14 protein-coding genes are annotated in these 21101 nt (G+C 51.1%); 7 read left to right on the top strand and 7 right to left on the bottom strand.

Annotated features, from left to right (window positions below):
* Positions 1-243: 243 nt before the first annotated feature.
* The 7 genes from LQ777_RS14575 to LQ777_RS14545 all read right to left on the bottom strand — a co-directional run bounded on the left by LQ777_RS14575 (position 244) and on the right by LQ777_RS14545 (position 9173).
* Positions 244-489: an acyl carrier protein gene (locus LQ777_RS14575; RefSeq protein ID WP_232558660.1), complete on the bottom strand. Its 246-nt coding sequence runs from the start codon at positions 487-489 to the stop codon at positions 244-246.
* A gap of 104 nt (positions 490-593) precedes the next feature.
* The gene (locus LQ777_RS14570) at positions 594-3737 is read right to left on the bottom strand and encodes an efflux RND transporter permease subunit (RefSeq protein WP_232558659.1); all 3144 of its coding nucleotides are present in this window, start codon (positions 3735-3737) and stop codon (positions 594-596) included.
* A 127-nt stretch (positions 3738-3864) separates the two neighbouring features.
* Positions 3865-4914, bottom strand: a complete 1050-nt coding sequence (locus LQ777_RS14565; protein WP_232558658.1) for an efflux RND transporter periplasmic adaptor subunit — start codon at positions 4912-4914, stop codon at positions 3865-3867.
* Between the two features lie 40 nt (positions 4915-4954).
* Positions 4955-6271: a TolC family protein gene (locus LQ777_RS14560; protein ID WP_232558657.1), complete on the bottom strand. Its 1317-nt coding sequence runs from the start codon at positions 6269-6271 to the stop codon at positions 4955-4957.
* Between the two features lie 80 nt (positions 6272-6351).
* Positions 6352-6975 (bottom strand): TetR/AcrR family transcriptional regulator, encoded by a 624-nt coding sequence (locus tag LQ777_RS14555; protein ID WP_232558656.1) that lies wholly within the window; start codon positions 6973-6975, stop codon positions 6352-6354.
* A 222-nt stretch (positions 6976-7197) separates the two neighbouring features.
* Positions 7198-8640 (bottom strand): alpha-L-fucosidase, encoded by a 1443-nt coding sequence (locus LQ777_RS14550; RefSeq protein ID WP_232558655.1) that lies wholly within the window; start codon positions 8638-8640, stop codon positions 7198-7200.
* 254 nt (positions 8641-8894) lie between these two features.
* The gene (locus tag LQ777_RS14545) at positions 8895-9173 is read right to left on the bottom strand and encodes a glycoside hydrolase N-terminal domain-containing protein (protein WP_341871377.1); all 279 of its coding nucleotides are present in this window, start codon (positions 9171-9173) and stop codon (positions 8895-8897) included.
* A gap of 422 nt (positions 9174-9595) precedes the next feature.
* On the opposite strand from LQ777_RS14545, the gene LQ777_RS14540 reads away from it, so the two are divergent.
* From LQ777_RS14540 to nadE, 7 genes are all read left to right on the top strand, one after another.
* A complete protein-coding gene (locus LQ777_RS14540; protein ID WP_232558653.1) occupies positions 9596-12898 on the top strand; it encodes a SusC/RagA family TonB-linked outer membrane protein in 3303 nt (1100 codons plus the stop codon).
* A 110-nt stretch (positions 12899-13008) separates the two neighbouring features.
* Positions 13009-14610: a SusD/RagB family nutrient-binding outer membrane lipoprotein gene (locus tag LQ777_RS14535; protein WP_232558652.1), complete on the top strand. Its 1602-nt coding sequence runs from the start codon at positions 13009-13011 to the stop codon at positions 14608-14610.
* Between the two features lie 135 nt (positions 14611-14745).
* Positions 14746-15666, top strand: coding sequence for a metallophosphoesterase family protein (locus LQ777_RS14530; protein ID WP_232558651.1), 921 nt, complete (start codon positions 14746-14748; stop codon positions 15664-15666).
* A 53-nt stretch (positions 15667-15719) separates the two neighbouring features.
* Complete coding sequence (locus tag LQ777_RS14525; RefSeq protein WP_232558650.1) at positions 15720-16277, top strand: HD domain-containing protein; 558 nt, start codon at positions 15720-15722, stop codon at positions 16275-16277.
* A 228-nt stretch (positions 16278-16505) separates the two neighbouring features.
* Positions 16506-17780, top strand: a complete 1275-nt coding sequence (locus LQ777_RS14520; protein WP_232558649.1) for a DUF5690 family protein — start codon at positions 16506-16508, stop codon at positions 17778-17780.
* Positions 17781-17889: 109 nt separating this feature from the next.
* Complete coding sequence (locus LQ777_RS14515; protein ID WP_232558648.1) at positions 17890-18831, top strand: phosphatase domain-containing protein; 942 nt, start codon at positions 17890-17892, stop codon at positions 18829-18831.
* 141 nt (positions 18832-18972) lie between these two features.
* Entirely contained in the window at positions 18973-21057 is a 2085-nt protein-coding gene (gene nadE, locus LQ777_RS14510) for an NAD(+) synthase (RefSeq protein ID WP_232558647.1), read from the top strand.
* Positions 21058-21101 lie beyond the last annotated feature (44 nt).

The raw sequence follows: 21101 nt of genomic DNA, 5'->3' as shown, positions 1-21101 counted from the left end.
AGTCAGATGGAATTGGTAATGCTGACTATAACTGACTAAACAAATCAAATTTCCGGGCGTTTGCGTGAGCGCGAGGTAACCTTTCGACTCCGCAACGGATGCCAACGGAGTTTACGGATCGGCTAAAGTCGGATTGAGCCAGTAAACAAAGCAGGACACTTTGTCTAATCACGGTTAATGGACGAGTTTGAGCGGTTTTCCAGACGATATCGATGAAAACAAGGAATAAGCCTGTCAGAGCGACTAATCAAACATGACTTCGTGAGTGAGGTATTCTCGTAATTGACCGAGGGTTTTTAGATTCCACCAGTCTTCATCCGGGATGCGAATACTAAATGTGATTTCGACCTGAACCAACAAGTCCGTAACATCCAACGAGTCGAGGCCGAGATCCCGCGTGAAATCGGCCTGATCGGTAAGTGCCATAAAGTTGACACCCATGTTGGCAAGAATTTCCTGCAAGCGACTGTTTATCTGACTGAGTTTCATAAAGTACGAGTTGAGCGTTGTTGAAAAGAGCTTTTTCGGGAAAGGATACGGTGTCGGCAAAAAACACATGATGGTTTTCTGCCGACACCGTATGCAAGGGTGTATTACGCAGTTGCTTCGGCCAGTGCTTCGGTTCGCTTCGCTTTACGGAAACGGTTTTGGAACCATTCTTGGAGCCGATCGACCAGGTAATACATCATCGGTACCAGATAGATGGTTAGCACCATCGAACTGCTTAGCCCACCGATCAGCACCCAGGCCAGCGAGTTTTTCCATTCGGCACCCGCACCACTTGCCGTCGCAATGGGAACCATACCGATTACCATGGCAATGGTGGTCATCAGAATGGGCCGTAAACGTTCTTCACCCGCCGTTAGAATCGCTTGTCGAAACGGTACGCCCTGCGCTTTTTGCTGGTTGGCAAAATCGACGATAAGAATGGCGTTCTTGACCACCAGACCAATCAGCATTAACATACCCAGCATGGCGAAAATGCCGATGTTTGACGACGTTAAGGCGAGTGCCAGAAGGGCACCGATTACGGCCACTGGCACCGAAAACAGCACCACAAACGGATAAACAAAACTATCGTAGAGCAACACCATGATGAAATACACCAGCATCAGACCGGCCAGCATGGCGATTCCTAGTGATCCGAATCCTTCACTCTGGTTCTTGGCATCGCCACCCCAACTCACGGTTACGCCAGCCGGTAATGGGTTTTTAGCCAGATCAGCCTGAATCACGGCGGTTAAGGTACCCGAACCCGTACCGAGTGTATTGGCCGTTACCGTTACCGATGAACGCCGGTTTTTGCGCTCTAGCAGCGACGGTCCATTGCTAAGGGTTACGTTGGCAAATTCGCCTAGTCGCACCGCCCGATTGGCCGAGGGACTGAAGAAGTTGATATTCTTTACGTCGTTGGGGTCCTTGCGGTCGAAGGCATCCAGCATGACCCGGATTTCGTAATCTTCGCCACCATCCCGGAACTTCGAATCGTCGTTACCGGCGAAGGCGTTTTGCAGCGTGCCGCCCACGGTCTGGATGTTCAGACCCAGTTTGGCCATTTTCTCCCGGTCGATATCGACCCGGACTTCGGGATTTCCCGACTCTACCGATACATTGACATCGTTGGCGCCGGGCGTTCTACTGATTCGATTGGCCAGTTCCTGAGCGGCTGCGAGATTTTGATTGACATCGTCGCCACTGAGAAAAATTTCGATTGGAGCCGTTCCTGAGTTGACAATACCCACCACCGATGAGTTGAATTCGATAGCCGGAAAATGCTGCGTCAGTTCTTTCCGAACGTCGATCATGTACTGTTCGGTTAAGACATGACCAGGTCGTTCGGCAGCGTCGGCCAGCTGTATGGTCAACTCGGTTCGATTTGTCTCGCCTTGCCCGGTGCTGTTCATCCCGGTACTCGCTCCACCCACGTTGGCAAAGATGGTCTGTACTTCGGGTTTCCTGCGCAGGTAATTTTCAATGCTTCGGGCAGTCAGGTTATTTTGCTGCAACGAGGCACTCTTGTCGAGTTTCATTGTCAATAGGAATTTTCCCTGATCGCCCTGAGCGACAAACTCCGAGCCAATAATTTCCAAACTCATTACCCAGCCGGTGAAGACAAAAATGGCAATCAGAATACCCGTAAACGCCAGCTTATGACTCAGTACCCAAGCCAGGCTGCTGTGATATCCGCTGGTTAGCGCCGTCAAGCCTTTTTCAAACCAAAGCAGAAAGGCCTGGAATGGATTTTTGGGGTTTAGGTGTTCCAACTTGGCGAGCATCGACGTAAGCCAGGGCGTCAGGGTGAAACTGACCACAAGGCTAACCATCGTGGCGAAAGCAACTGTCAAGGAGAATTGACGGAGCAAATCGGCGATGACCGAGTTGACAAGCGTGATCGGTACGAAAACAACCACGATTACCAGGGTAATGGCTACGGCCGCGAAGCCAATTTCGCTGACGCCATCCAGGGTGGCACGCCAGCGGTTTTTGCCCATTTCGAGGTGTCGTTGGATGTTTTCGAGCACCACAATCGAGTCGTCGACCAGAATACCGATTACGAGCGAGAGTGCCAGCAGCGTCATCAGGTTGAGCGAGTAGCCCATCACGTACATAAACAGGAAGGCGGAAATCAGCGAGGCCGGTACCGACACCATGACAATGAAGGCATTCCGAAAACTATGCAGGAAGAGAAGCATAACGACCGCCACCAAGCCAACGGCCAAAAATAAATCGTGCGTTACCGCTTCTACGGATGCGAGTGTGAACACACTGCTGTCGTAGGCGATCGCAAACTTGACCTTGTCTTTTACGTTGTCTTTCTCGATCTGTGTTAACTTCTCCTGTACCAACCGGCTGATTTCGACTGCGTTCGCGTCGGATTGTTTTTTGATGAACAGACCAATTCCGTCCCGACCGTTGTAACGGCTGATGCTGCTGGCTTCGGTTAGTCCGTCGGTTACGTTTGCTACGTCGCTTACCCGAATCGGGCTGCCCTGCGGAGGTGTTACGATTACCAATTTGCGAATGTCGTCCAGCGATGTGAATTTTCCAGCCAGCCGCAGCGTCATGTTTTCGGTGGTGCTCTTCACTTTGCCGGTTGGGAAATCGAGGTTGGCCTGATTGATGGCCTGCGTTACCTGAAGCAGGGATAACCCGTAGTAGTTAAGCTTATCATCATCGACGTTAATACGGATTTCCCGCTTGTCGCCCCCGACCATTGTAATGTCGGCTACGCCTTTAATCTGCTGGAGAACAGGCAGGTATTTGTCGTCAACCTGTTGATAAAAGACTTCGTTGGGCAACGTTGAGGTGGCCAGCAACTGCATGATGGGCTGGTCGCTGGGCGATATTTTTGAGAGGGAGGGTTGCTCCGCATCATCGGGCAAATCGCTCACCATCTTGTCAATCTCCCGTTGCGCATCCTGCAAAGCCAGATCAATGTCGGTTCCTGGTTTAAACTGCACGACCAGAACTGACGCGTTTTCGAACGAATTGGACTTTACATCATCGAGGTTATCCAGGCCCGATACCGCGTCTTCAATTTTTCGGCTTACTTCCGTTTCAACCTCCGATGGAGCCGCGCCCGGATACGCCGTCGTGATGGTAATGACCGGCGTGGAAAATTCCGGTAGCAATTCATAGCTCAGCAGGCGGTACGAAAACAGACCTCCGATTGTCAGTATCGCGAATAACACGATAATGAAGGAGGGGCGTTTTATGATGGTTTCGACAAAATTCATGGTATAGATTCGTTAGAGTATCTGTAAAACTGGTCGGCGCAGTTGCGTATCCCTACCGGAAGGTCTGGCTAACGCGAGGAAAACTGCATCGGTGGATCGACCAATCGTTACGCATTTTTAGAAAGCTCTATTGTGCTGTGACCGGCGTTCCGTTTTGCAAGTTGACCTGTCCACTTGTAACCACTTGAACGCCCGGTTCCAGTCCATTGGTGATTTCGTAATAGTCGTTCGTGGTAGCGCCGATCTTGACCGACTTCAGTACCGCTTTTCCGTTCTCGACAACATAGACCTGTGGCTGCTTCTCCGAGCCAATGATAGCCTGCCGTGGGATAGCCAGCATTTGTCCTTTTAGCTTGTTCGTGTTGGCAATAGAACCGTACATGCCTGCCCGCAACTGATTTTTACCAGCATTATGAACCGTAATTTCAACCGGATAATTGTGAGCCGCATCCCCTTCGGCGGCAATCAGCGTGACGCGTCCCGCAAATTGAGCATCCGGGTATACTTCGGTTGACACGGAAAGAGTCTGACCAACGTGAAACTGATTGATGGCTTTTTCGGGAACATCGACCACGAGTTTCAGCGACGAAATATCCGTGATCTTGGCGATGGGCGAACCAGGGGAGACTACCGAGCCTTTTTCTACCATTTTCTCGGTTACGATACCGGCAAAAGGCGCAGTGATGGTGGCGTTGGCAATCTGCTTCTGGAGCTGTTTGATCTGCGCCTGGGTCGAGCGGATGCTGAGTTGGGTGCGCTCGATGTTAACCGCCGGTGTAGCATCCCCTTTCACCAGATTTTCGTAACGCTTCAGGTCGTTCTGATAGCCTTCGAGCGTTACTTGCAGCCCTTCGATCTGGTAGCGAAGTTGCTCGTCGTCCAGCTTGGCAATCAGCCGACCCGCTCCGACCTGTTGGCCTTCTTGGATAGGTAGTTGGTTGATCTGACCGCCCGCCTGAGGCCGGATTTCGACCTGACGGTTGGGTATAAACGAACCCAGAAATGCATTCTCCTGCGCTAAGTTGCGTAGTGTAGCGGTGGCCGTCCGCACGCCGACTTTCTGATCTGGATTCGGCTTGTAGACTTTTTCTTCGACTTCTTTTTTGTTGTTGAGTAGTGTCCAGGCTGTTAAGCCTAAGGTGCTGACTAAAGCAAGCAAGACAACGATTCGTTTCATGATTTCGCTAACGATTACAGATTGTATGAATGAGGTTGAATTATCGGTTGATTAGGCTGCCGGTTGCTCTTTTCCAGTCGAGTTCGGCGGTGCGTAGATTGACCAGCGTGGTCAGGTAATTATTTTGAGCGTCCCGGAGGGCGGTTTCAGCCTGAACGACCTCCGTAATGTCAACTGTCCCTTCTTTAAATTGGAGTTGCGTTTGTGTGTACACTTTTTCGGCCAGTGCAACTTGTCCGCGATTGGTTGACAGATTCGTTTGCTCGACCAGAAATTTGTTGCGTGCATTGGCAATGTCCATCGAAATCGACTCCCGAATCTGACGGTTCTGCACGTCCAGCTTTTGGGTGTCGATGCGGCTCTGGCTTAATCGTGCCTTACGTGCCAAGCCGTCGAATACGCTCCAGTTCAGCTGTAAACCAACCCAGTAGCCGGGTAAGTTTTTAATGTATGAGTTGTCGCCACCGATGGCATAGACGGAACTGTTCGCTACGCCGTAAGCCGAAACCGTTGGAGTAAAACCGGCTTTGATGTTTTGCTGCTGTAAGCTGTTGATAATCTTCTGCTGATCGATCAACTGTAAATCCGTCCGGTTGATGGTGTATTCGTTGCTGGGGGCTACCGGAATCGTTTCTTCAATCGCTGTTGCCACGGATAGCGAATCGGTTTGTGGCGTTCCGGTCAGGTACTTCAGGTTGTTCAGTAATTGAATGTAGGTCGATTGTAAGGATTCGATCTGGGTTTGGGAGGATAGCTTGCTGACTTGCAATCGATCGACATCAATGCCCTGTACGAGTTGATTTTGCCGCCGTAAATCGGTGATGCGAATCAGCCGTTCGGTCGAAGCCAGGTTAGTGCGCAGGAAAGCGATCTGTTGCGCCGTTGTTTGCAGGTTGTAGTACGTGGCCGACACATTATAGGCGACATCTTCTTTGGTTTTCTGCGTTTGTAACGCCGACAGATCGCGGCTGGCTTTAGCGGCTTTTGTGGCAATCAGCAACGATTGATTAAACAATTGCTGGGTTGCCTGCACCGTCGTCGATAAGTTATACGGTAGCCCAAATGCCACCGCCGTGTATGCGCCTTCGGGGCCACCAAAGGCTGACGCTGGAATTACCTGACCTGGAATTTTGAGGTACCGCCGATAATCACCGGCGAGGCTAACCTGAGGGCGAGCGTTCGCTTTGACTTCGGCAATCTGCGCTTCGGTTTTTACTTCGTCAAGTCGGGCGGTTTGAACGCTGTAATTGTTTGTCAACGCTTTATTGATGAGTTGCTCGAGCGAATAACTCTGAGCGCTGGCTAACGTACCGCCCAACGCAAAAAGCGCGGAGAGGTACCATCGAATGGTCTGCATGGCTGGTAAGAAACGTTTGTTTTAAATGACTTAACTAAGCAATATTTTTAAATATTTGTTTAAAACATGGATAAAAAAATTTAAACCTTCTCGAATTCAAACAAATAGGTTGTAATCATGTCAATGACTAGCTGTTTGTGTGTGTTCGTAAACTCGTCAAAATCAGCTTCGCTCATCTGCCACATCTTCATCTGCATGGCCTTGCCAATAAAAATGAACTGAATATTACAGAAGATCAAAGGCATCAAATGCATCGAACTGATTGGCCGGGCATTGCCACGCGCAATCTCTTGCTTGAGCTGTTCCTCAAAAAGAGAATGCTGAATTTGTTTCATGAGCCCGATGCTGGTTGCCATACGCTCTGGATTGCGATGGACTTCGTTCATGATAAAAATAGACAGGCTAGGGTTCTTCTTAAGCAGTTGAAAGTCGTGTTCGATCAACTCCGAAATCTTTTCGCGAAGGCTGATTTGCTTATTCATGATTTCGACCGTTCCGTTGAAAAACAGCTGAAACATTTCTTCGAAAATACTCACGAACAGCTTCTCCTTACTACGAAAATAGTAATTCGTTAAGGCTATGTTGATGCCTGCCTTGTCGGCAATGTCCCGTGATGTGGCGCCATCGAACCCCTTCTCCAGAAAGACCTGCTTGGCCGCTTCCCGGATCTTTTCTTCGGTTGATTTAAAAGGGGAACAATTCATGTTTTTTTTCATTGGACGTTCAAAAGTATTTGCTTCCTTCTTAACGCCCAAATGAATTGAATAGTTTTTTTAAACAAACGTTTAAATTCTGGAAAATGTCAAATTATGAAGTTGAATTGTTCTGTATATCTGGTAATTTACAAGTCCCCAGGGGTTGGGAGTAAAGTTTACGTCAGAAATAAACGATGCAAAAAGGGCCAGTCGCGCGACTGGCCCTTTTTGTTAACTGGTTATCTTAAACACCCAAACCGGCTGGTTGGGTAGCTGCTGCCGTAATTTATCCGGAACGGTGATGGTCAATCCATCTTTTGTCTTGACTGTTTTGAGTGATTGCGATGAACCCAAAACAGTAACCTTTGCCTTCGGTGATGCGTTAGGCATCGGCAGAGATACGGTGGCCGGAAGCTGTTTTTCCGATTCGCCCGCGAAGTAGGATGCGTAGCTGCTCGGTCCGTTTGCGGTGAAAGCCCACTGGCCTTGCCGATACGGGGCCAACGGTTTGGTACCGTAGACTGACTCGCCGTTAACGGTGATCCATTTGCCGATTTCCTGCAACCGCTGATAGGCTTCTTCGTGCCACTCGCCATCGGGGCCGGGGGCTACGTTGAGTAGTAGGTTACCATTTTTGGCTACCACATCGACCAGCGTCTGAATAAGCTTACGGGCCGACTTGAAATTTTCTTTGGGAATATACGACCAACTGGCCCCCATGGTCATGCACGTTTCCCAGGGAATCGGCATGTAGTGATCGGGAATTTGCTGTTCGGGGGTAACATAGTTTTCAAATTCGCCCGACACCGTACGGTCAACGACGAGTAAGCCCGGCTGATGCTGCCGAGCCATACCCGCGATGCGGGCCATGTTGATGTCCTGACTGTAGGGAATGGTTCGTTGCCAGCTAACAGTCGAGTCAATCGTACTGGCGGGACGAACCCAGCCGCCGTCGAGCCACAGGATGTCTACTTTGCCGTAGCCGGTCATCAGTTCCTCGATCTGGTTATACGTGAAGTCGCTGAATTTCTTCCAGTTCTCCGGGTATTTCTTTGGATCGTAGCTGACATTGCGATCTTTAGGCGGGAAATAAGGCCACCAGTAATGTTCGGTATGCCAGTCGGGTTTGGAAAAATAGGTACCTACCATGAACCCCTGCTGCCGAAAAGCGCCCAGCACTTCCTTTGTTACGTTGCTGCGCGGGTTCGACGAAAAAGGCGATTTCTTGTCAGTGATTTTGTAGTCGGTCTGCTTGGTGTCGAACATGCAAAAGCCGTCGTGGTGCTTAGTCGTGAAGATCATGTATTTCATGCCCGCCTGTTTGGCCGCATTCGCCCAACGTTCGGGGTTGAACTTAGTCGGGTTAAACGTCGTCTGCAGGTTTTCGTAGGCTTTTTTATAGTCGTACCAGTTGGCTGAGTACGGGCCTTTACGTTCGCACCAGCCTTCGTCTTCGGGGCAGAGCGACCAGGATTCAACAACGCCCCACTGGCTATACGTACCCCAGTGCATAAGCAGACCAAATTTAATATCCTGCCAGTTGTTTAGTTTCTGCTTGACCTGTTCGTCTTTAGGCCAGACGTACTTGTCGTGATTCTGCTCGGAATGTTGCTGCGCGAGGGTCGGGAGACTCAATAAAAGGCCGAACGCGACGCGTAAAAGTGTACGTTTCATTGGATGGACTGGGTTGTTATTGTACCCGTTTCCAACATTAAATAGATTGCCGGAAACGGAAATTCCCGGCAATCTGCTGCTTTTTTGTCGATAATCCGAATGGTGACCGCTACTGGCTGACTAACGTATAATTTCGTCCTGCCTGGGTCATAAAATCATAGACTTGGGTTTGTTGCCGACTGGACAATTTGCATGCTAGGTTCTTGAAAAAGCGGATTGAATTGGCATCGCTGGCCGGTTTGAGTCTAAGCCCATCAGATGTTTAAATCGCGGTTATAATTCGTGGGCTTGCCACCGAACGACTGCCGAATGAGCAGATCCCTCAGGGATTCATACAATTCCGAATAGCGGTCCTGACTCTTATTGGTGAGCGTTGGCGCTAACGCATAGTTTTCCTCTAATAAGGCTTCGCGCGCCTGAAGCAGGTAGTTTTTTGCCTTTGGATTCGGGTTAATCGGGCCGTCCGACCAGAGCGTGCTTTCGTTGAGTTGATGGAATTCTTCGTCTACCTTGCCGAATACCATGGCTCCCAGACGACCATTGCCGACTGTCAGTGCCTCGTTCCAGTTACGGGCAGACTGTTTGTATCAAACCTTAAGCGATTGCGTGCCGAACGTACCGGATAGAAAAGCGAACACGAGCAGACTGGATAAAAAACAGATTGCTTTAGTGAAAAACGGAGAGTAATCAGGCATCTTGTAAGGGGTCATAAAGATGAAGGGTTTACCGCTAATTTCTTACTGATTAGTCACTTTATTAGTCAAAATAGCACAGAAGGCAGTTAAAAGGGAAATTGTTTAAGAATAACCCGAAACAAACGGACAGACGCGTGTTATGCTTGCGTAAAATAATTACTTCTGTGTTTACAAAGCGTTGACAATCAGTCAATATTGAGGTAATATGGCCAACTTACTTTTGTAGGAAATCACGTACGTAGTACTAACCTACAAACTGTATGAAGTCTCCTCTACGATTTTTGACGCCACTGCCACGCCTGGTGCCGTTGGCGTTTTTGATTAGTCTGCTATCCGCTTTACCAGCGTTGGCACAAACCATTACCGGTCGCGTGACTTCCGCCGAAGATCAGCAGCCGTTGCCGGGCGTTTCCATTCTGGTACAGGGTAGTACCGTCGGCACGACATCCCGCGAAGACGGTACGTACAGCCTGAACGTGAGCAATCCTACGAGTGCCACGCTGACGTTTTCGTTTATCGGCTACGACAATCAGCGCGTGGCTATCGGCAATCGATCGGTCGTCAACATCGCGCTGAAAGCCGGTACCGCCAACCTTAACGAAGTTGTTGTAACGGCGCTTGGCATCAAGAAAGATGTTCGGCAGACGGGCGTCGCCATTCAGACGGTCGATGGTAACCAGCTACTCAAAGCGCGTGAGCCAAACCCAATCAACTCGCTGACGGGCAAAGTAGCTGGTCTGACCATTGGTAGTTCGGCTGAACTGCTGGGGCGTCCCAATATTTCATTGCGCGGCAACACCGACGTTCTGTTCGTTGTCGATGGTATCCCCATCACGTCGGATACCTGGAACATCAGCGCCGACGATATTGACACGTATACGGTCCTGAAAGGGGCATCGGCGTCGGCGCTGTACGGCTTCCGGGGTAAAAACGGGGCCATCCTGATTACGACCAAGCGCGGTACGAAAGACAAGCGCGGTTTCTCGGTCGAAGTCAACACAAGTCAGATGTTCGATCAGGGCTTCCTCGCCATACCGAAAGTGCAGGATGAATACGGTCCCGGCGACCACGGCGTGTATGACTTCGGGGATGGCAAAGGAAACGGGCTCAACGATGGTGACTACGATATCTGGGGACCAACCCTGAACGGCCAACAGATTCCGCAATATGACAGTCCTGTGATTCCGGGGCAGTCGTTCACGACGAAATTCCCCAACGGAGCTACGTTTACCAGCGACCGGCAGCCAACGCCGTTCCTGCCCCGTGGTAAAGACAACCTGCGCCGGTTTATCCAGACCGGTATTCTGTCGAACAACAACATTTCCGTTGGGGCACAGGGCGAAAAATATGACATGCGTTTTTCAACCTCGTATAACTACCAGCGCGGTCTGGTACCGAATACGAAGCTGAACGTCGTCAACTTCAACCTGACGGGTGGATACAATTTTTCGCCAAAGTTGCGGTTTGATGCTAGCATGAACTACAATCGTCAGTTTACACCCAACTTCCCCGATGTAAACTACGGTCCGAACTCGCTGATTTATAACGTAGTTGCCTGGGGTGGTGCCGACTGGAATATCGACGATATGAAGCAGATCTGGCAGCCGGGTAAAGAAGGTTCGCAACAGATCTATGCAGAATATCAGCGCTACAATAACCCTTGGTTCTTGGCGAAATACTGGCTGCGTGGGCATTACAACAACAACCTGTACGGCTATACCTCGCTGAAATACCAGATTGCCAACAACCTGCAACTGACGGCCAAAACGCAGCTGACGACATACAACCTGCTGCGGACGGAAAAACTACCCTATTCGGCAACGACCTATGGTCGGGAGGAAGGACGGGGCGACTACCGCGAAGACCGCCGGAACCTGTTCGACAACATTAATCAGGTACTGCTGCAATACAACAAGACGGTATCGCGCGATCTGACGGTCAATGCATTGGCTGGTGGCGAAGCCCGTATTCTGAATTACAACTCCGACTACGCAAGCACCAATTACCTCAACGTACCGGGCGTGTATAACTTCGCCAACTCATCGAATCCGGTGATTGCCAACAACTTCACAGCCGACATGCGCGTACTGTCGGCCTACTACTCAGTTGACTTTACCTTCCGCGATTATGTAACGCTGACAACGACCAACCGTCTTGATAAACTCTCAACCCTGCCGAAGCAAAATAATACTTACTTCTATCCGTCGGTTGCGCTAAGTACGGTGGTGTCGGACTATGTGAAACTGCCAGCCAGCTTGGGTATTTCGTTCTTGAAAGTACGGGCCAGTTACGCCAACGTAAAAGACGCGTTAACGGCCCCCACTATTGGGTCTACACCGGGGGCGTCGTTCCTCATCGGCTACGGCGATAACTATTTGTCATCATATGGCGGACCGACCTACCAGAACTCAGCGGTATACTCATTACCACTATCGTATAACAATAAACCTAGTGCGTATTATACCAACACGTTGAACAACCCGAATCTGATACCCAACTCGACTTCCCAAACGGAGGTTGGGCTGGACATCCGGTTCCTGAACAACCGGCTTGCGCTGGACGCTGCTTACTACGTCAGCAACGACGGGCCCCGGATCTTCGTACTACCTTCATCGGAAGCAACGGGCTATAACGGTCGGTTGGTCAATGGAATCATGACGCAGAAGAAAGGTGGCGAAATCTCGCTGACGGGTAAGGCCATTCGCTCGACCAACGGCTTCAACTGGGACGTGGTTGCCAACTACTCGACTTTCACCGAACGCCTGAAAGAAGTATATCCTGACGGTGGTATCAACACGCTGTCATCCAGTTACTTTGTTGGTAGTAGTAGTGGTAACCGCTTTATCAACGTTGGCGACCGTACGGATGGTTTCTACGCCGGGGCTTTCGTACGCACCCCTGACGGACAGTATATCAATGATGCGGGTGGCCGCCCCATCGCGAACCCAACGGCGCAGTTTCTGGGCTACGTGAATCCTAAGTTTGTCTGGGGAATCAACAACCGCTTCAGCTACAAAAACCTGACGTTCAGCTTCCAGTTCGACGGACGTGTAGGTGGCGTGATCGGCGACTATGTTCGGCAGAAAACCTTCCAGGGTGGTCGTAACATCGAAACGGTACAGGGCGCATTGGGTACCGCTCGGGTCAACGATGTACAGGGCGTGAAATCGTACGTGGGCAGTGGCGTCGTGCTGGCGAGTGGTTCGCTAAATTACGATGTCAACGGTAACGTGCTGAACTATGGTGAACTGAAATACGGTCCCAATACTACCGCGACGTTCGCACAGGACTATGTCGCACGGTTGTACGGTCAGGCTGAATCGTTCCTGATGGACCGAAGCTTCGTCAAGCTCCGCGAGGTCATCATCGGCTACACGCTGCCGACGAAAGCGCTTAGTCGCTTCGGTGTCCGGCAGGCAAGTGTATCGCTGGTCGGCCGTAACCTGCTTTACTTCGCGCAATACAAAGACATCGATCTCGATCAGTTCCTGACGGGCGGTATCTCCAGCCTGCAAACGCCGACCACCCGTCGGTACGGTATCAACCTGAATCTGACATTCTAAACGGGGCACCCTCATACCTCCGACCTCTCCCGTTTTGGGCGGTCCGTGCCACGGTGGCCGTCGTCGCGGGAGGAGTTGGGGGAGGGTAAATCCACAAACTACAAACTGAAATGTCCCTGAAGAAATACATTATCCCCGTGCTGGCGGTACTCACGCTAGCAAGCTGCGAAAAACCGTTCGATCAGCTCGAACAAGACCCCAACCGGCCAACAAGTGCTCCTGCATCGCTGGTATTCAACGGCGTCGTTAACGATATGTACTTTGTTGGTTCTGGCGGCAGTACGGGTAGTACTGCTGGTAGCTCGGATAACAGTGGAGCGTGGAATTCAGCCCAACGCTACAATCAATTCTACGCTAGTAATTACAACTACTACGCGACCAATGACTACGCTTGGACGACGACGGGCCTGAACTACACAACGCTGAAAAACGTGGTGAAGATGGAAGAAGAAGCCAAAAAAGCAGGGCTGCCCGATGTCAATGCGTATTCGGCACTGGGCAAGTTCTTCCGGGCCTACTTTTTCGAAAATATGACCCGGCGCGTCGGCGACATTCCGATGACCGAAGCCTTGCAGGGCCTCAACAATCAGACACCGAACTATAACACGCAGAAAGAAATATACGTCCAGATTCTGAACTGGCTCGACGGTGCCAACGCTGATCTGACGTCGTTGATTGCCAAAAACGATAACAACCTGTCGGGCGATATTTACTTCGGTAATAGCTTGAGCAAGTGGCAGAAAGCGGTGAATACCTACAAGCTGCGCGTACTGGTGAACCTGAGCCGCAAAGAGTCGGATACGGACCTGAACGTGAAATCTCGTTTTGCGGAGGTACTCGGCAACCCGACTAAATATCCGGTCATGACCTCGTCAAACGATAACCTGCAATACGTTTACAACAGTCAGTTCAACAAGTACAACCGCAACCCGGACAACTTCGGCGGAAACGCAACCCGCGAGAACATGGCGGCCACGTACCTCGGTACGCTGACGAGCCTGAAAGATCCCCGTACGTTTGTCGTGGCCGAACCCGCTACGGCCAAAGTTACTGCCGGTGTGAAACCGACCGACTTCGCGGCATTCGTGGGCGCATCATCGGGAGAAGATCTGGCGACGATGGCCTCGAACGCAACGCAGGGCGTGTACTCGTTCATCAACCGCAAGCACTACTACAGCACCTACACGGCCGAGCCATATAGTATTATTGGCTACCCCGAATTACAGTTCAACATCGCCGAAGCAATCAATCGGGGCTGGGTATCAGGTAATGCCGAGACGTACTACCAGAATGGTATCAAAGCGTCGTGGGCGTTCTACGGGATCACCGACGGTGCCAACACCGTTTATTTCTCGGCCGACGGTGGGTATCGCAACTTCAATACCTACACAGTCAATGTCAGCTTCGCCGATTATTACGCACAGTCGGCAGTGAAGTATGCGGGCAGTTCGACGGGCCTGAATCAGATTCTGACGCAGAAGTACCTGGCTTTCGCCCAGAACTCGGGTCTGGAAGCATTCTACAACCAGCGCCGGACGGGCGTGCCTACCTTCCTGGTCGGCCCCGGTACGGGAAACAGTCAGCGGATTCCACTGCGCTGGCAGTATCCGGCGACCGAGCGTTCGTACAATACCGCCAATAATACGGCCGCCATTGCCAGTCAATACGGTGGTAATGACGATATTAACGCCCAGATGTGGCTATTGAAGTAAGCGTAGTTCTTCAACCAGCAGGTAGTAAAACAACGCTTGCTGGTTGGAGACGTATTGCTAATCGTCCGGTGCCTGAGTAGACTGTTCTGCCAAACCATACGTATCTTGCCGTACTTTTTAGACCTGAATACTCTCATGAACCGTAGAAACGTACTCAAATCAGCCTCGTTACTTCCTTTTCTGCCTGCTTTATCGCCAACGCCTGATTCGAACACCGTTGCCCGCAAGCGTTCGGTTCGGTTTGCGTACGTTGGCGATACGCACATAACGCCCGAAGCCAAACCAATGGAGTCGGTAGCAAAGTGCTTGCAGCACGTGCAAAGTCAGGCCGACAAACCCGCTTTTATTTTGCACGGGGGCGATGTGATTATGGATGCGCTCAAACAGGACCAGTCCGCTGTTCAGAAACAGTGGGATGCCTGGCATACCGTTGTCAAAGCCAATAACACATTGCCTATCGAATATTGCATCGGTAACCATGACGTTTGGGGATTCGAACAAGCGAAAAATGATCCGATGTACGGGAAGAAGTGGGCTGTCGATTTGATGCGGATTGGTGGTCGATACCGTAGCTTTGACCGCAATGGCTGGCATTTTATTATTCTCGATAGCGTGCAACCAACCCCGGACGGGAAATGGTATACGGGCTTTATCGACCCTGAGCAACTGGAGTGGCTGAAAGGGGATCTGGCAAAAACGGATACCAAGACGCCCGTGCTGGTTCTGTCGCATATTCCGATTTTTAGTCCTACTGCATTTTTCAGCGAACAAAACGTTAAGAACGGTGACTGGACCATTCCGGGAGCGCTGGTTTTGTCGAATACGCCGGAATTATTAAAGCTATTTTACCAGTATCCTAACGTAAAAACGGCACTGAGCGGTCACATGCATTTGCTGGATCGCGTTGATTACAATGGGGTTACGTATCTGTGCAATGGTGCTGTCTGTGGGAATTGGTGGAAAAGCGACGTTTACCAACAGACGAAAGCCGGCTATGCCTTGATTGACCTCTACGACGACGGGAGCGTTGAGCGAACCTATCTGCATTACAGCTAATCAAAAAGCGTTTCATCTATTCCCAACCAGCCCTCAACCCCTAAGTCGCTACAATGGAAATCATCGCCAGCCTTTTCACCCAGAGCGGAAATGACGCTTATTTCGGTGAGCCCGTAACGCAACTTGAACATGCGCTTCAATGCGCTCAACTGGCCGAGCAGGCTGGGGCCGATGAGGAAACCATTGTAGCGGCTTTTTTGCATGATATTGGTCATCTCTTACCCCCTGAGCTGACCGAAGGCGACGCGGCTCAAGGGTATATGGATGGTTACGGGACCATCGATCACGAGCGGCTTGGGGCGGACTATTTGCGGCAGCTTGGGTATTCCGAAAAAGTGGCTCAGTTGATCAAGAACCACGTCAATGCCAAGCGGTACCTCGTTTTCCGAAATCCAAAGTACTTTGCCCGTTTATCGGAGGCCAGTCTGAAAACACTCACGTTTCAGGGTGGACCGATGTCGGAAGCTGAAGCGCTGGCATTTGAAGCGAATCCGTATTTCAAAGGCATACTGCAATTGCGCTCCTGGGACGAGCAGGCCAAAATACCCGGCCTGGCAACGCCCGGTGCCGACTACTATCTGGCTATGGGACAAAAACTAATTGCTGGGTAGATCACGCGTTACAGCCAGTCGACAGGAGCGTTTCCCCGTTCACAAAGCATTTTCGAGAACCCACACAATGCAGGCTATCAGCTGATGGAAGCACTGGACATGGGTCGTATCGTCCGTCACCTAAGCGGTGACCGATCAGCGAGTTTATGCGTTTGTCAGCAGAAGTTTGTAGTTTACTGGCAGTAACCTTTCGTAGCTGGTCGCAACCAGTGCCAAATTTGACACATAATGCGTTTTCTTCGTAATCCCACTGCCTTCGTTGTTTTCGGGGCAACAGCCGCTTTTTGTACCTATGCCTGTATGTATGCGTTCCGCCGGGGCATCACCGCCGTTACGTTCGAAGGGATGGTTTTTGCCGGGGTGAGCTACAAAATTTGGCTGGTGACGGCGCAGGTATTTGGTTATGCTGTATCGAAGGGAATCGGTGTAAAGGTTGTTTCAGAAATGTCGCCGGGCCGCCGGGCAACCAACATTCTGCTGTTCGTTGTCGTAGCGTTATTGGCGCTGCTGGGCTTTGCTCTTGTACCGGCTCCGTGGAATATTGTTTTCCTGTTCCTCAATGGCTTGCCGCTGGGCATGGTCTACGGTACGATGCTGGGCTTTCTGGAAGGGCGTCGGCAAACCGATGCGCTCGTCGCGGGTCTGACCGCTTCGTTCATCTTCGCGTCGGGTTTTGTCAAAACGGTTGCGTTAACCATCAAGGCGGATTGGGGCGTGTCAGAATTCTGGTTACCGTTCGTGACTGGTTCGTTGTTTGTCCTGCCGATGCTCATCTCCATTTATGCGCTAACGCTGCTGCCGCCACCTACGGACGAAGACCGTGCTCTGCGTACGGAACGCAGGCCTATGGATGCCGCCGAACGACAGTTGTTTGTGGGTAATTTCAGGCTGGGGTTGATATTGCTCATTGCTTCGTACGTACTCTTATCTGCCTTTCGCGATTTTCGCGACAATTTCGGTCCCGAAATCCTTAAAGACGCGGGTGTATCCAATCCATCGATTTTCGCTAAAACCGAAACGCTGGTAGCGGTTGGTATTCTGATCGTGATGGGGTTGCTTCAGCGCGTAACGGACAATTTCAAGGCGTTTACCTTGCTCAACGGCTTGATGCTGACGGGCGGTGCGCTGGTTGGTCTAAGCACTTACGCTTACTCAATCGGTGTGTTATCGCCCGGAAACTGGTTTCTGCTGACGGGTTTGGGTTTGTACATGGCCTACGTACCTTGCAACGGGCTGTATTTCGAACGGCTGATCGCTTCGTTTCGCTATGTCAGCACCGTCGGTTTCATTGTGACGTTAGCCGACTGGTACGGGTATCTGGGCAGTGTCGGGGTACTGCTGTACAAGAACTTTGGTCATGCTAACATTAGTTATCGGGAGTTTTTTATGGCTGGAGCATACATCATGGCGGCTTTTTATGTGGTGCTGGTCATTGCGTCGTTTATTTACTTCAAACGGCGGTATGGGCAAACAGAAAAGCTGGTGGCCGTACCCGAATTCTGATAGAACGAAAACTAACGGTTTCTGAACGGGTTCAGCATGCTACCGGGTGCTGAATTTTTGTGTCCAGAGGCAGCGAATGAAGGGCTGGGCAACGCGTAAACGGCGAAGCATGAAACACGTTCTTATTTTAATCGGGCTGAGTGGTAGTGGAAAATCGACCTTTGCCCGACAATTCTGTGCGGAACATCCAAACTGGCTACGGGTCAATCGGGACGATCTCCGGCGCGGTTTGCTACCCGTTTCGTTGGCGGAGTACTGGAAAACCTGGCCTGAACAGGAAATAAATCGCATCGAAACGCTCGTCAATGACTTGCAGCAAACGGCTATTCTGGAAGGATTGGCGCGGGGATGGCACGTATTAATCGACAATACGAACCTGAAACTAAGCTACCTCAACGATTACCGCCGAATGCTCACGCGTCGCTTTGCGGAGGTGAAAATCCAGTATAAATTAATCGAAACGCCCCTGGAGGAATGCATCCAGCGCGACCAGAATCGAACCGATACCGTAGGAGAGGAAGTCATTCGACAGCAGGCCGAACGGCTCAATCGGCTAAAAAGTAAATTTTCGTTTCAACCCGAAGTGCTGACCCGGAGTACGGTGGCCCATCGGGTGCAGGACGAGGCCTTACCGCGTTGCGTCATTGTTGACATCGACGGGACGATAGCCATACGCGGAAACCGGTCGCCCTTTGACTGGCATCGGGTGGGTATCGATACCCCCAAGTGGCCTGTTATTCGTTTTGTTCAGGCATTACAGGCTGCCGGGTATGCCATCGTGTTCTTTTCGGGTCGGGATGCGGTTTGTCGTCCCGAAACCGTAGCCTGGATCAACTGGTATCTGGGCTGGTCGGAGGCCGATTACGAATTATTTATGCGGCCCGTAAAAGACAATCGCAAAGATTCTTACCTAAAACGGGAGCTGTTTGAACGGCATATTGTCGGTCGATATTGCGTCGAACTGGTTGTGGATGACCGCCAACAGGTAGTGGACATGTGGCGACAAACCCTGGGCTTAACCTGCGTTCAGGTCGATTACGGCGATTTTTAGTTTACCCTCGGACAAATCTATTTTTGCGTCTCGTTTGTTATTCTTGTAAACGAGTAGTTACTGGTGAGTAGCGATTACGTTGTGCTGTGATTCAACCGTCGCTCAAGTCGCCCTGTCATTCGCTTAATCATTCCCTTATCGATGAAACTCTTAAAAGTAGCAGCCGGGGTGCTGAATCAGACACCACTAGCGTGGGAGCACAATAAACAGAATATAATCAACGCGATTGAGGAAGCCAAAAGGCAGAATGTCAGTCTGCTGTGTCTGACGGAGCTTTGTATTTCGGGGTACGGATGCGAAGACGCGTTTTATGCCCAAAATACCATCGACCAATCCATTGCGTCTTTATTGGAGATTGTCGAGCATACCAACGACATTGTGGTAGCCGTGGGCCTACCCCTTCGCCATAACAACCGTACGTTCGATGTCGCTTGTCTGATTGCCAACCGACGTATTCTTGGCTTTACGGCCAAACAGTACATGGCTAACAATGGGTTACATTACGAAACGCGCTGGTTTCAGCCTTGGCCGCCTTTTGTCCGTGACGAGATTAAGATCGGTGATTTTACGTATCCGTTCGGTGATGTTGTCTACGACTTGTCGGGGGTTCGGATTGGTTTTGAAATTTGCGAAGACGCTTGGGTCGCTAGTCGGCCCGGCCGAAACCTCTACGAGCGGGGTATCGATATTATTCTGAACCCAACCGCCAGCCACTTTGCTTTCCTGAAATCGCAGGTTCGCGAACGGTTTGTGGTTGACGCATCGCGTTCGTTCGGGGTGAGTTATATCTACAGCAACATGCTGGGCAACGAAGCAGGCCGGGTTATTTACGACGGTGATGCGATGGTTGCTTCAAACGGCGAACTACTGGTGTCGGGCGCTCGCTTGAGCTACGAAGATTTTCTGATCGTACCGGCAGTAATCGATATTGACGTAACGCGATTAAACCAGGCTCAGAATCGGGCCAACATTGCCCTTGCTTTTCCGAACCTGCGGGTTACGGACCGGTTCGACTGGCCGGAAGTGACGCCGGTTGTTCAGCGGGCCGAACTCGAAGCGTGGGAGCGGGGCGGTTATTTGAAAGAAGAAGAGTTCGCGCGCGCCGTAGCCCTTGGTCTGTTCGATTATCTGCGCAAAAGCCGTTCGCAGGGCTACGTATTGTCCCTCAGTGGCGGTGCGGATTCATCCGCGATTGCCGCAACCGTATTTCTGATGATTCGGATGGCGGTTGAAAACATTGGTATTGACGGTGTGAAGAAAAAACTGGGCTACATCAAAGCCATTCAGGACTGCACCACGTCGGAAGAGATCATCGGGAAGCTGCTGACAGTGATGTATCAGGGAACCGAAAATTCGTCGGATGACACGTTCAACTCCGCCAAAGAACTCGCTGATGACATTGGGGCCACGTTCATGAATATCAACATCAACGGTCTGGTCGATACCTACCGGGGCCTGATTGAAGAACAGCTCGGCCGCAAACTGTCGTGGGATACCGACGATATAGCTCTGCAAAATATTCAGGCGCGGGTACGTGCCCCAAGTATCTGGATGCTGGCAAACCTGAATAACGCGTTGCTGCTCAGTACGTCGAACCGTTCCGAGGCCGCCGTTGGGTATGCCACGATGGATGGTGATACCGCCGGTAGCATCAGCCCGATCACGGGTATCGACAAGCATTTTCTGCGGGGCTGGCTACGCTGGCTCGAAACGGTAGGACTAAACGTCAAAAACGACTGGACCCCCGCTGATAGAACAGGCTCTTCGACCAACGATTCTGCCTCTGACCAGCTAATCAAAGTGCAGGGATTACACGCGGTAAACAACCTACAACCAACCGCCGAACTGCGCCCGCTGGACAAGAAACAGACCGACGAGCAGGACCTGATGCCTTATGACGTGCTGAACTCCATCGAAGAAGCCGCCATCCGCGACAAGAAACCACCGGTTGACGTATTGAAGATGATCGAAGTTCGCTACGCCGGACAGCATGATCGTGAACTATTGCTGGTTTGGGTTGAACGATTTTTCCGGCTCTGGAGCCGCAATCAGTGGAAGCGCGAACGCTACGCACCGTCGTTCCACCTGGACGATCATAACCTCGATCCACGCTCATGGTTACGCTTCCCAATCCTGTCGGGCGGTTTCGAGCGGGAGCTGGCCGAAATGCGCGAATGGGCCGCTGGTCAGGATCGAAACAGCCGGAAGGGTAAGATTGGCTTTTAGGCAAGCATCTGGTTAACTTTGTAAGCGTCTGCTTGCGAGAAATG

This window comes from Spirosoma oryzicola, from assembly GCF_021233055.1.
Lineage (GTDB): Bacteria > Bacteroidota > Bacteroidia > Cytophagales > Spirosomataceae > Spirosoma > Spirosoma oryzicola.
Note: the sequence above shows the minus strand (reverse complement) of the source record. Positions and strands in the feature narration are given on the sequence as shown.